Genomic DNA, 13,739 nt, shown 5'->3' with positions numbered 1-13,739 from the left:
TAAAAATGATAAAGGGCAGCGGATTAATGACTATTGACTATCATTCAAACCTTCAAAGGCAGGACAGTAACCTTCTAGAGTTACCTTAAAGTTATACAACGGGGAAGCTGGGTTCCAACACCGCTGCCCCCTTTGATGTCGGCAGGTACCGCAACAGTCTACATCTGTCCATGTATAGCGATCGCTATTTTGGTTGAGCAATTCTCGTTGAGACAATCCCCTTAATACTAGTTCTTCCCCTTGCCAACGAGCTTCGATTAAACCAGTATCGGCAAATTGTCGCCAACGAGGATCAGTAGTAATCACATCTGCTAAGGTGATTGTGATTACTGTTCCCATCTCTGTCAGTTCACCTTCGTAGTTAGTTTCTGGTGCTGCCGGTTGTAAAAATGTATCGCCGATAGGCAGTTCTACTAAGGTGTCAGCCGCCGGGGAATGTATATGGTAGCGGTTTTGCAACTCCTCTAAGCTAGTCAGGTCTGCTAAGTAGGCAGGAGAACCGTGGACAAAAATTACATGCTGGGGTCGCAAATTATGAATTAGCTGCGTAGTACCAGGGCCATCACTATGTTGAGCCAGGAGATAGGTTTCGACAGTGGTAGGTGCTAAATATTCTTTGTTAACTTTTATATCAATTTTTTCTGGTAGGAGGATTAGCCAAGGGCCTGTGTCTAGCTGGCAGTGCTTACCCAAATCATCCGTAGAGTCGGTAAGGACTATACAGGGTGACTTGCCCACAGTGGCACGATGTTCTGGTTGTAAACGACGCACACGGGGACGCACCCGTTCATCCCAAAACAAGGGTTGATGGCGGGCGAAGTTCTGTACAGATGGGGGAAGGTGGGGAAGCAGTTCTAGGTAAGCATCACAGCCAGTAGCGACAGCACCATCTACCCAGATATCTAAATCTCGTCCGGTGAAGTGGTGATGTGACCGCAAGAGCATTAGCAGTTCTTGACCCAAACCTAAAGCCGGGGTGGGAAGGATTACAGAACAATGGTCAGCGATCGCGCGATTAATTCGTTCTGCTAGTTGATTTTCTTGGTTGCGGCGATGGGGATGGCGGGATGTACCATAACTGCCTTCAATAATCAGCACATCCAAGTCCAAGCCCCGCAGTTCCTCTAAACGCAAACCTTCTACCAGCCGGGAGTTTGACAGGAAAAAATCACCTGTATACAGTAGCTTGTAAGTACGCTGCTTGGTAGTGTAGGTAAGGAGAATTGCCACTGCCCCTGGGAGATGCCCTGCGGGAAATAATTCTGCCACCAAACCCTCTTGGAATTCGACAGGCGATCGCAATGGCAAGGCATGACAAAATTGGGAAATTTTCTCAGCGTCTTGGTCTAGCCAATTCAGTGGCAGTAACTTGCTGGTTACTTCGCTGCCATAAATAGGTAACTTCGGATAAGCTTTATGCAGTGCCAGTAAGCCTCTGGCGTGATCTGGGTGGGCGTGACTAATCAAAACTAAATCTGCTGGTAGGGGCGAACTAGCTCCACGTATCGACTTAGTAAGCCCCTTAGCCAGCAATGAGATATCCTCCATACCACAGTCCAATAGGATGCGGTGTGGCCCCATCTTTACCAATAAACACACGCCCTCATCGTAATGCTGGACGCTATAGGGCAAACATTCTAATTCACTACCCACTTCCGCAGCATCTACGCGAGAAGATGCCGACAGATTATCCCTCATGCTCTCCTCCCCTCAAACCTCATCATCATGGACATATCCCAAAAGCCAAAAGTTACACAAATTTTGGTTTTGTGACTTAGGGGTAAGTTTTATCGTGCGCCCCTACACCCTGAGAATACAGATTTTTGATTGGGGAGGACGCCTCCACCGAACCCGCACTGGTTCGGAAAAGTGGGCTAACGAGAGAGAAGCCTTAAAACTAGGAGGTAAAGGATGCCTCTTGTTTATTTTCTCTTTGCAAGTTCTGAGCGCTCTTAGCCAAATCACCTTGCGGCAAGTCGCCTAAGCGTCTACAGATTTATTTCAATGTGCCGAGCCATTTCCGTGATAGTTATCTGAATCATAGAATCCATTTTTCGTGCCAAAAAATAAGCACGAAATCGTGAATATAACTGTTAATCCAGCTAGAATGAGCTTTACATCCATTTGTTTGCTGTCCCTTATTCAAGACTTTCCTATATTAATTTAGTGCTTCCACAATCAAATGGGATCACTAGAAAATCTTTACTATGCAGATTTGGATTGGGCAATAGGTAATATTACCACAATCAGTTCAGATTGTAGAACTTTTCGGTCAACCTGTCTATCCATACTAGAAATGATCCCGCGTCGAGGTTAGGACTTACTATAAAGACCGTAAAAGGTAGAAGAGAAGGTTTTAAAGCCTTATTGTAATGTCACTGCTTGCGGCGTACGTAGCTAACTCCATCGAGCCAGATGACACTCTTCGGATCTTTCGGATCGGTGATTAGGATACGACGCTCGCTTGAGCCATCTTCGTAGGTTATATACAGCGTCAGTCCTTCAATGCGATAGCGACCGCGCTGATTTGGTGCTGTGTTGCTAGTGGCGATCGATGTGTCGCCAGATTCCGCGCGTCCACCAGCACCTTTGCCGCGCACGACTTGGCCATCAGCCGAGAAGCGATAGTCTTGCCAAGCGGCGATCGACTGGTTGCCTCCGATCGCAACCGTCCCCGTACCAGAGAGTGAGCGGAAGAGTCCGTTTAGCCTGAAGTCATTGGGCAATTTTGGATATGTCGTTTGGAAAGGTAACGCCTTCCAGCCGTCCTTTTGTGCAAGTTGCAGTTTGCCACCCTGACGACGCCAACGTGTCCATTCGTCCGGGTTGGCGCGTTTGTGGGCCGCGAGTCCGCCTCCGAAGGAAAGCCCTTTGACATTGGTGAGTGCATCGCCGTTGCGAAAGAGGACAACGGGATAGATATCGAGGGCTATGAAGCCACCAATACCAACCTTCGGACGCGAATTGAAGCCGAAGCTATCGATTTGAGCCACAATTTTGGCGTTCGATTGGGAAGATGCAATTGCAGGCGTGGCGGCAGGCGATCGCTCGCCCTTGTTGGGAGTTTTGGGCGGTTTGCTCACCGACGCCAGGAGTTGTGGCGACACCGTTGCAAACTGCGCGTCGGGCAGTTTTGACACCGATAATGCCGCAGTGCAGGCATCGAGATTGGCGTACTGACCTGCGATTTTTTGAGTGATATTGGCTACAGCCTGGCTGAGTTGCTGCTTTTGAGTGGGGTAGCGATCGAGGTCGCGTAGGCGCATACGGATCTGGGCGACACCGTTCGCGGTTTGCCACGCCTCGATCTTGGCAGCATCATTAGCAGCGAAGCCACTACCCTGCTTGCATTTTGTCGCGTAGTAGTCGAATGTCATCACCGTCAGCGCCGCCTGCATGAATGCCTTACTCGTGATGTCGGTGTCTTGCGCGTAAGCACCCTGTGCCGCAACCATTGAGACTAGCACAGTCATGGCAATAACATTTACTTGCATACAATACACACTCCCAGATCGTGACGCTAACGGTTGAATTGAGCGGCAGTAGATATTATGTTTAAAGATTAATTGAAATTATCTCTGTTTTGTCCGCTTCTAATGATGTATTATCCCCCAATCGCTTGATCACCGTAAAAATCCTCATCTAGAATCTGCTCAATAGAAAAACGACAAAGGTCGGAATACTCACTTTCGTCGGGTATGCCAATTCCAGCTAGCCCCCGAAGTTTATAGGACTCACACAAGAACTCTCTGAAACTCTTATTTCTCTGTGTTCTCTGTGTCCTCTGCGGTTTGATTTTCCGTTACCTGTGCGTCAGTCCTAGTTTATTTGATCGTAGCGATGAAAGCGATCGCACTTAGAGCCAAGGCGAATGGAATTGCCTACAGCACAATGCATCTAGCTACACGCTCTTTGAAGACGCGATAAATCGCGTCTCTACAACATGAGTTTGTTGCTCATTCTGAACTGTATTGGGATTTAACTCCCTTACTCGACTCTTAAAATTACGAATTACGAATTACGAATTACGAATTACGAATTATCTTGTTCGTAACAACTGCACAAAAGTATTACTCACCGTATTGTCTTTAGTGTCAGCCGCGTATTGAATCAAATCTTCTCGCAGTTCTTTGGCTGCATCTAAAGGAAGTAAGGTTGCTAGCAAGAAATAAACGCCACGAAAACGCGGATCGCCCATTCTATCAACTAATAGTTCTTCGGCGGTATCAGTTTCGCCGAGGAAGTTTTGCACCAAGAAGAAATCCATGATTTTATCGTGGCGGAAGTACCATTCTTTCTTAGCTTCGCCTTTTTCATCTTGCCACTGACGGCTGACTACCATTTTGTATTTATCGTCTTCCAAAGACATGGCAACTTGGTGAAATTCATCGGCGGGTAAGGCTTGTTTGTCATCGAGTCGCATTTGGTAGACGGCGGCTGAGAATCTTTTGAGCGGAAATTCTTGTTTCCATTCTTGCTGGTATTCTGCGGCCATCAGGTTGTATTGCTGTTCTTGCAGGCGAAATAAGTTTGGGTGTTTACCTTGTGATAGCATCAGCGCTACCACTGTTAGATCCATTGGATTGGAAAGAATTCGGCGGACAGCATCTAACTCTTCTTTGGCTTGCTGGTTGTTGAGGACTTCTGTTAAATAATTGGTGCAGGCTTGGGCATAATCAGCACCTTGAATTTTGGCATCTTGGGGGAGTCGCGGCTGACGGGAGATCAAAAACTCTTGAATTTGTTGTTGTTCAAGGGGCTGCAAGTAGTAGGTTTTGGCTGTTGAGGGGGGTGTCCACTCTAGGGGCTGGGTAGTCATAATAATGTTGCCCCGGAAATAGCTTTCGACAAACTGGCAGATTTTTGCGCGGGTTTCGGCGGTGACTTCGTTGAGTCCGTCGATGCAGATATCTATGGCGCCACTGTAAATCAGGTTTTTCAGGAAGCCGGCATCTTGGGCTTGGCCGTGTAGCTTGTCTTGGATGGCTTCAATTACGCCTTTATGACATTTTTGGGCGGGGAGATAAACGACTATGCGCTGGGAGTTTTTCAACAGATGACGGAGAAACATCGATTTGCCTAAGCCGGAATCTCCTTCTAAGATAATTTGTCCTTGAATGCTGGGTAAGGCTGCGGTAATTGGCAGGATGTCTCCTGAAGTGGGAACTTTGACTTTTGATTCTGGGAAGTATGATTGGTCATGAAAATTATCTAAGCCGGCATCGGCTAATAGGGAAGGTTTGAAGGGTTCAAATAATTTGCGGCGGAAGGGGGGAAACCAGGTGAGGAGAAAGCCGACATAGCCCACGCCGAGAATCCGGCGTACCCAAGGGTTCCAGAAGAAGATGGCTTGGACTTGGGGAAATTTGGGGTAGGCAAAGATGAGGGCTAGCCAAAAGACAGCATGAATGAGGATCGTGTTTCTAGCTTTGAAAAACCACTGCCAATATTCCAGATTATGAATTACTGACTGCACCGCATTCGCATCAGTGGGGTTGACTTTTTTAAGGTTGCTGTAATGGCTTTGCAGTAAACTAATATCTTGCCATTTCCAAGGAACATTTTTGTTAGCGGCAACTTCAGAAATTTGATTGGCTAAGTCGTTGCGTAAGCGTTCTAGTCCTTGGCTGTTATTCCAAGTTTGCAGAAATACGTTGAGGGTTTTGACACCTTCATCATGTGAGAGTTTATCAGGAACTATTTGAGGAGAGCCAAGCCATTTCAGCAGAGTTTTCACTTCCTCAGTGCCACCACTCAGGAAATAGGTTAAAAAACGCCAATTCAAATATTGTAAATTACCAAGTTCATAAAAATTATTCTGAATTACAAGAACTTCTTTCAACTCCAGTTTTCGGATACTCCCCAATGCCTCCGCTGCGCTACGACGAACAGATGAGTCAACCTTTTCATCCTTGAGAAAGTTAAGGATGTCTGGGATATACTTCATCGTCGCCTGTCCAAAATTACTTAATGCCTCTGCCGCACTACGACGAATAAATGAGTCAACCTTTTCATCCTTGAGAAAGTTAAGGATGTCTGGGATATACTTCGCCGTCGCCTGTCCAAAATTACTTAATGCCTCTGCTGCACTACGACGAACAGATGAGTCAACCTGTTCATTCTTGAGAATGTTGGCAATATCAGGGATATACTTTGCCGCTTCCTGCTCTAGGTTGCCCAATACTTTTGCTATGGTGCTACGAACAGATGAGTTTACCTTTTCATTCTTGAGGATGTTAGCGATGTCAGAAATGTGGTTAGCCGCTGGCTGCCCCAGTTTGTCCAATACCTCTGCTGCACTGGCACGAACAGATGAGTCCGCTTTTTCATCCTTGAGGAAGTTGAGAATATCAGGAATGTGGTTAGCAGCTGACTGCCCTAACTTGTTGAACGCTCGTGCCACGCTAATACGAACAAATGAGTCTGCTTTTTCATCCTTGAGGAAGTTGAGAATATCAAGGATGTAGTTAGGGGCTGACTGACCCAGTTTGCCCAATACCTCTGCCACACGGGAACGAACATCTGAGCTTACCTTTTCATCTTTGAGAAAGTTAAGGATGTCAGGAATGTATTCAATCGCCTCCTGTCCTAAGTTGTCTAATACGTCTGCCGTATTGTAACGGAGGTTTGAGTCTACCTTTTCATCTTTAAGAAATTTGAGGATGTCAGGAACGTATTTAACTGCTGCCTGCTTAAAGTTGCCCAATGCCTTTGCCGCACTGTGACGAAAATCTGAGTTTACCTTTTCATCCTTGAGGATATTGGCGATATCAGGAATGTATTTAACCGCTGCCTGCCCCAAGTTGCCCAATGCCTCTGCTGCACTGCCACGAACAAATAAATCTACCTTTTCATCCTTGAGGATATTGGCTATCTCAGGGATGTATTTAACCGCTACCTGCCCCAAGTTACCTAATGCCTTTGCCGCACTGCCACGAACTAACAAATCTACCTTTTCATCCTTGACGATGTTAAGGATTTCAGGGATGTGCTTTGCCACCCATTCTCCCAGATTACCTAATTCCTCTACTGTACTAGAACGAATATATTTGTTTACCTTTTCATCTTTGACGATGTTAAGGATTTTTGGGATATACTTTGCTGTGGCCTGCCCCAGTTTGCCTAATGCTTTTACCGCTCCATAACGAACAGATAAATCTACCTTTTCATCTTCGACAATATTGAGGATTTCAGGGATATAGTTAACCTCCCCTTGCGCCAAGTTGCCTAATGCCTCTACTGCTCTGCCACGAACATATGAGTCAACCTTTTTATCTTTGACGATATTGAGGATTTCAGGGATATGCTTTGTCGCTCCTTGCCCTAGATTGCCCAATGCCTCTGCTGTACTGCCACGAATGTATTTGCTAATTTTTTCCTCTTTGAGGATATTGGTGGCTTTTTGAGCAATTTCGTCCGGTTTCTTAACGATAGTTTTTAAATCCTTAAGCTCATATTTAACCATTTTATCCAGAGCATATTCCTTCACTTTGGAGTAGCTGTCATCAAGGGCTGCTGCTATACCGTCAATTTGCCAGGGTTGTGGCTTGGATTTGGCGATTTCTTGGGCGCTAACCCAAGGCAGACAGAGGAGGAAGGAAAGAATGAAAGCTAAAGGATAAAGGACAAAAGGGGAAGGCTTGCTGGTGTAGCGGGGTATGGTGAGCATAATTGGGGGCAGGGCGGCAAATTACACGCGGCTATCGGTATAATACCAAGCTTGCAATTCCTAATTCCTGATTGAGAGTCTTTAATGCTCGTGAACGAGTATTAAAGATTCATTAACGAAGTTCTGAGGTTCATCGTCAATGCTTTGAGGTTCATCGTCAATGCTTTGAGGTTCATCGTCAATGCTCTGAGGTTCATCGCCGATGCTTTGAGGTTCATTAACGAAGTTCTGAGGTTCATCGTCAATGCTTTGAGGTTCATCGCCGATGCTCTGAGGTTTATCGCCGATGCTTCGAGGTTCATCGCCGATGCTTCGAGGTTCATTTACGAGTATCAAAGACTCATTTAATGTAAATTTGATAAACCTCTTGCTGCCTTGAACTTTACTTCAAGCCTGTCCCTCTCCGAGTCAGAGCTATAGCGTACACACAAGTCGAAAATAGTAGTCTGTCAAGGAATAATTGACAGTACATTCTCTGTAGATACGGCGATTTATCACGTCTCTCTAACATGCCAGTTTTTTAGACGCGATAAATCGCGTCTCTACATGAGGTCTGGCAATGTTTACAGGCTATGAATTAGATGCAGCTTTCGCGGGTTTACTTTTAATAGCTTTAAACCGTTCGCCTAATTGTTCAGCAATAGTTTTTAACCCTGGAGTTTTCTTAGCAGCTGTCTTGACGTAATCATAAACTGTCAAACTGCTACCCATTGCTTCACTACCAACAGCCATTAGGGTATCATCTACCTGTTCTGTTAGTTGTCGCAGTCCAATCAAAACTTCGGTGAGGTTAGCAGCTAGTTGATAATCCCGCACAAATTCATCTAAATCAAAACTGGCTGGTAAAATATCTCGGTTAGATTGGGCAGCAATCAGGCTATTGTTGACAAAAGCTAGTCTTTTATCGCCCATCTTAAATAAATTGCGTCGTTCTTCTGCACTCAGGGTAACAAGAAAAGGCATCTTTGCTTGGATAGTCGCAAAGGCAGCTTTAATTTCTTGGATATCTGCTGGGGAAAGGGATGCGGTAATGTTTTGGTATGCCATTGGATATTTACTGTAATAAATCTGTTTGTTATGATTCCCACTGGTAAATGCGATCGCACAATAGTACAGGGGCGGAAGCAATACGATTTGATTGTAGAGACGGCGATTTATCGCGTCTTTATTATTTTTATTATTGGCGCGATGGTTTCTTACCAAAGCCATAGCGCAATGTATGCATAATCCAAGTTTGGAAGTTGTCAATGTAGCTAAATATCACTGGCACTACCAGCAATGTCAGTAGGGTGGAAGTTGTGAAACCGCCCATAATAGCAATTCCCATTGGTTGGCGAACTTCAGAACCTGCGCCAATTCCTAATGCTAGGGGGAGAGTACCTGCGATCGTTGCTAAAGAAGTCATCATAATCGGGCGCAGACGTGACACACCCGATTCAACAAGTGCCTGACGTTGGGTTTTACCTTCTTCCATGTTGATGATTGTGTAGTCAACTAACAGAATCGAGTTTTTGGTGACAATCCCTAACAGCAACACGACACCAATCAGGGCATAAAGCCCCAAGGGCTTTTGGGCAACCATCAACGCTACCAATACGCCGCCTAAACAAAAGGGCAAGGCTGCCATAATCGACAATGGATGGAGGAAGTTGTTATACAGCAGCACCAGAATCGCATAGATACACATTAATGCCAGTCCTAATGCACCGCCCAAGCGACCGAAAATATCTTGCATAATTTTGGCGCTACCTGATGATTGCTGTACTACTCCTGGCGGTAAGTTTTGCATCGCAGGTAGTTCGTTGATTGTCTGGACTGCCTCTCCTAAAGAAATTCCTTGCAAATTGGCTTCTACGGCAACTTGACGGGCGCGATCGTAACGGTTGATGGTAGCAGGGCCACTACCAAAGCGGATGTCTGCAACTGCGACGAGGGGAATCAAGCTGCCATTTTGACTGGGGACTTGCAGATTTGTGATTGTATTGATGTCAGCCCGCGCTTTCGGATCGATTTGTACACGAATGGGAATTTGGCGATCGCTCAAATTAAATTTTGCCAAGTTTGCATCATTGTCGCCGATGGTGGCAAGGGAAGCAGTCCGAGCGATCGCTTGCACTGTCACTCCCAAATCTGCGGCTCGTTGTGGGTTGGGAATGACCAAAATCTCTGGTTTAACTAAACTCGCAGTCGAAGATACTTCTACTAATCCGGCTAGCGATCGCATCTGCTTTTCTAGAGCATCAGCAGCTTGACTCAATGCTTCGGGATTTTCACTCCTCAGAACAATTGATAAACCTTTCCGACTGTCACCTGGTGACTGACTTTGGAAACTAATTCTAGCTCCCGGTATTTCCTCAAAGGAAGGGCGTACTTCTTCCTCAAACTGTTTTTGGGAAATATTTCGTTCTTCTCTGGGTTTGAGATTAATGGCAAGGGTTGCAGAATTGATCTCTTCTATTGCTAGTACACGTTCAACTACTGGGTTTTGTCGGATGATATCAGTCGCTTGTGTGACTACCTTATTAACGTCTGACAAAGTGGAACCAGGAGGTAATTCTATAGATACGTTGGAAATTCCGAAGTCACCATCATCAACAAAACCCTTGGGAATTAAGGGAACCAGCATCGCACTGGCAATGAAGAAAGCTAAAGCGATCGCCATTGTTGTCAATCTATGACGTAACGCCCACTGGAGGATTGATCTATAAGGTTGAAAACCTTGACGCTTTTGAGTTCTATTTCTACTTCCGTTACCGCTACCTGGAAGTGCAAATTTGAAATTCAAAAATTTTATTACTCCCCCTGCCCCCTGCTCCCTGCCCCCTGCCCCCTTCTCCTTTAAAAGATACGCCCCCATCATCGGCGTAACCATCCGCGCTACAAGAGTAGAAAAAATTGTGGAAACGGCAACGGTAACACCAAATGGTTGAAAAAATTGCCCCGGAATCCCACCCATAAAGGCAACGGGCAGAAACACCGCAATAATCGTCGCGGCACTTGCTATTACTGCTAATCCTACTTCGTTAGAAGAATCAAAAGCAGCTTCCCAAGATGATTTACCCATAGCCATGTGCCGTTCCATGTTTTCAATTTCCACAACGGCATCATCTACCAAGTTGCCCACCGCCAACGCTAATGCCAATAAAGTCATGTTGTTGAGGGTGTAACCAAGGGCTTGCTGCACTGCGAAGGTGGGAATTATTGACAAAGGTAAGGCAACAGCCGTAATTAATGTTGCTCGCCAGTCCCGCAAAAATACTAAAATAACGATGACCGCTAGCACCGAAGCTTGAATCAATTCATCAATGGTGCTTTGGTAGGATTGGCGAACAATATCGGCTCTAGTAAAAATTAAATCCAGTTTGACATCTGCGGGAAGGGTTTTTTCCAGTTCTTTGACTGCTGCTTTTACTCCTTCTTCCACACTCACCAGAACGCTGCCAGTACTACGCAACACTTGGAAAGCTACCACAGGTTGATTATTCAAGCGGGCGGCTTGACGCACATCGCCAAATTTATCTTCTATGGTTCCCAAGGTGGATAAAGGTACGGAACCACCTTGTGGTAAGAGGATTTCGTAGGTTTTCAACATATCCACACTGTCGGCACTTCCTAAGGTGCGGATACTTTGTTCGCTACCACCAACTTCGGCCCGTCCGCCGGGTAAGTTAATATTCAAAGCGCGGATTTGGTCGTTTACCTGGGTGGCGGTAATAGCTAGAGATTGTAAGCGGTTTGGATTGAGGTTAATCCGAATTTCTCGATCAACTCCACCCACGCGCTGAATTTGTGCCACACCACGGACTCCTAATAAGGCGCGGCTAATGGTTTGGTCTACGAGGTTGCTTAATTCTTCTACAGAACGCTGATCTGATTTAACTGCGTAAGTAATCACCGGGCCGCCGGAAAATTCCAGGCGTTCCACAATTGGATCGTTGATATCTTGGGGTAAGTCTTGGCGAATTTGAGCGATCGCATTCCGAACATCATTGGTGGCGCGATCGCTATCTGTTCCCAAAACAAAATTGATTGTCGTATTAGAATTCCCATCGCTGACTGTGGAAATCATAAAATCGATATTGCCCAACCCTGCGACGGCATCTTCAATTTTTTTCGTCACTTGGGATTCTAGTTCTGTTGGGCCTGCACCCGGTTGGCTGACTTTTATCGAAACTGTTGGCACATCAATATTTGGGTTAGTATCAATCCCCAAGGATATGAAGGAGAACCAACCCACAATCGTCAAAATTAAAAATAAAACTATCGTGGGAACAGGTTTTTTGATCGACCAAGCTGAGATATTAAAGGACATTAGGAAATTTTAGATTTTGGATTTTGGATTTTGGATTAGACATCTCACATCAAAGAGTCTGAATCCCCAACTGATTGCATTCAGAATTCTGACTTCTTCAATTTGCGACTCGAACCTTGTCGCCATCTTTGAGATATCCTGCACCATCAACTACGACGCGATCGCCTAATTGCAACCCACTCTTGATTTCCACTTTGTCGCCATTGGTGGGATCTCCTAACTCTACTTTTTGGCTGCGGACTATATCTCCACTCGATAAGGTAAATACAATTACACTTCCATCGGCTTGGGATTGCACTGCTTTTTGTGGTACTACCATTCTCATCCCTGAGTTAGTAGTAATTGCAGCACTAGCAAACATCCCTGGTTTAAGTAAAGTTGTTGGTGGTAAGTCAATTTTGACTGTAGCTTCCCGTCTTTGATCGTTCACCTGTGGCTGTATGTCTCTGACTCGTCCCTGCGATCGCACGCGCTGATCGACATCAGAAGTAATTTGCACGGATGCGCCAATTTTCACTTGAGTTAGTTGAATTTCGGGCACCTTCGCCTGAAGTTCTAACTTTTCATCTCGGATAATTGAAAATAGCTTTTGTGTGCCACCAATCACAGTTCCCACCTGGGTTTGCGGCGGTACACCAGTCACATCACCTACTCTAGCCAGTTTCTCAGCTATTACTCCAGAAACCGGCGATCGCACCACAGTTTGTCCCAACTGAGTTTGTAGTTGTTGCACCTTAGCAGCACTGCTGCGGACATCGGCTTTGGCTTTGTTGATGATAGCTTGGGCGTTACCAATATTAGCCTGGGCGCTGCCGATATTGGCCTGGGCACTACGCACATTTTCTTCGGACAGATTCACAACTTCTATGGCAGTTTTCACGGCGTAGGAACGAGTATCGAGTTCTTGCTTACTAATCGTTCCAGAGTCAGCCAGTTGTTGATAGCGCTGATAATTCTTGGCTGCTTCTTCTAACTTCGCCTTAGCTTGAGCTAAATCTGCTTGTTTTTGCTGCACTATGGCTTTACTTGATGCTAAATCTGCCTGTTTGGCTGCTAAATCTGCTTGTTTTGATTCCACATCTGCTTGTTTTGATTCCACATCTGCCTTTGCTTGGCTAATTTGGCTTTGCAGTATGGAACCATCCAACACCGCCAACACTTGGCCTTTTTTGACAAAAGCCCCTTCTTTTACATTTTCGGGGATGCTTTTGATTTGTAAGCCGTTTGCCTGCGGTAAGACTGGAATTAAATCGTGTGCTGCTACAGTTCCAGTAGTTTTGAGAGTACGGAAAACACGGGCGGTTTCTACTGTGGCGATGGTAACTGTCATCGCTGGGTTAACTTTTTTATCCGCTACCGCGCTTTGTTGACGGGATGGAAGACGGCTGATTACACCCATCCCACCAAAGGCGATCGCGATTCCTAAACCAGCACCTAAGAATAATGGTTTCAACCATGCCCTGTTTGATTTTTGATCTGATTTGCTCAAAAAGCCACCATCTTCAGATGTTACAGGTTGCTCCACCTCGACTTCTGAAACACTTTCATCGCTCACAGTCCTACCTCCACTTTCTGTCTATGCATACCAATCTTGGTATTTTCTTAAGAAAACTTGAAATTTATTTACTTCATATAAACTATGACGCATTTCATCGTAAATGTCTTTCTCGTAAAACAGTATATAATACAACTTTTTAACTAAGAGAAATTACTAACAAATCATACTTATAAATTTTATGTAAATTATAATACAAAAAA

General features: G+C 45.4%; 8 protein-coding genes. 1 reads left to right on the top strand and 7 read right to left on the bottom strand.

Going from position 1 to position 13,739, the window contains the following annotated elements; all coding sequences use genetic code 11:
* Nucleotides 1-30: 30 nt before the first annotated feature.
* A complete protein-coding gene (locus tag ACEYW6_RS16990; protein ID WP_412980621.1) occupies nt 31-1,698 on the bottom strand; it encodes an MBL fold metallo-hydrolase in 1,668 nt (555 codons plus the stop codon).
* Between ACEYW6_RS16990 and ACEYW6_RS16985 the strand changes: the two genes are divergently transcribed.
* Entirely contained in the window at nt 1,697-1,984 is a 288-nt protein-coding gene (locus ACEYW6_RS16985) for a hypothetical protein (RefSeq protein ID WP_412980620.1), read from the top strand. The genes ACEYW6_RS16990 and ACEYW6_RS16985 overlap by 2 nt on opposite strands.
* Nucleotides 1,985-2,375: 391 nt before the next feature.
* On the opposite strand, the gene ACEYW6_RS16980 is transcribed toward ACEYW6_RS16985, so the two are convergent.
* The 6 genes from ACEYW6_RS16980 to ACEYW6_RS16955 form a co-directional block, all read right to left on the bottom strand.
* On the bottom strand, nt 2,376-3,494 hold the full coding sequence (locus tag ACEYW6_RS16980; protein ID WP_412980619.1) for a hypothetical protein: 1,119 nt from the start codon (nt 3,492-3,494) through the stop codon (nt 2,376-2,378).
* Between the two features lie 545 nt (nt 3,495-4,039).
* A complete protein-coding gene (locus ACEYW6_RS16975) occupies nt 4,040-7,669 on the bottom strand; it encodes a HEAT repeat domain-containing protein (protein WP_412980618.1) in 3,630 nt (1,209 codons plus the stop codon).
* Between the two features lie 81 nt (nt 7,670-7,750).
* A complete protein-coding gene (locus ACEYW6_RS16970; protein ID WP_412980617.1) occupies nt 7,751-8,005 on the bottom strand; it encodes a hypothetical protein in 255 nt (84 codons plus the stop codon).
* Between the two features lie 234 nt (nt 8,006-8,239).
* A complete protein-coding gene (locus tag ACEYW6_RS16965; RefSeq protein WP_412980653.1) occupies nt 8,240-8,716 on the bottom strand; it encodes a hypothetical protein in 477 nt (158 codons plus the stop codon).
* Between the two features lie 130 nt (nt 8,717-8,846).
* Nucleotides 8,847-11,981: an efflux RND transporter permease subunit gene (locus ACEYW6_RS16960; RefSeq protein WP_412980616.1), complete on the bottom strand. Its 3,135-nt coding sequence runs from the start codon at nt 11,979-11,981 to the stop codon at nt 8,847-8,849.
* Between the two features lie 97 nt (nt 11,982-12,078).
* Nucleotides 12,079-13,536, bottom strand: a complete 1,458-nt coding sequence (locus tag ACEYW6_RS16955; protein WP_412980615.1) for an efflux RND transporter periplasmic adaptor subunit — start codon at nt 13,534-13,536, stop codon at nt 12,079-12,081.
* Nucleotides 13,537-13,739: the final 203 nt, after the last annotated feature.

It is taken from the genome of Nostoc sp. UIC 10607 (assembly GCF_047228265.1).
In the GTDB taxonomy this organism is placed as follows: Bacteria; Cyanobacteriota; Cyanobacteriia; order Cyanobacteriales; family Nostocaceae; genus Nostoc; species Nostoc foliaceum_A.
The sequence above is the reverse complement of the archived record's forward strand: the minus strand, read 5'-3'. Positions and strand labels throughout refer to the sequence as shown.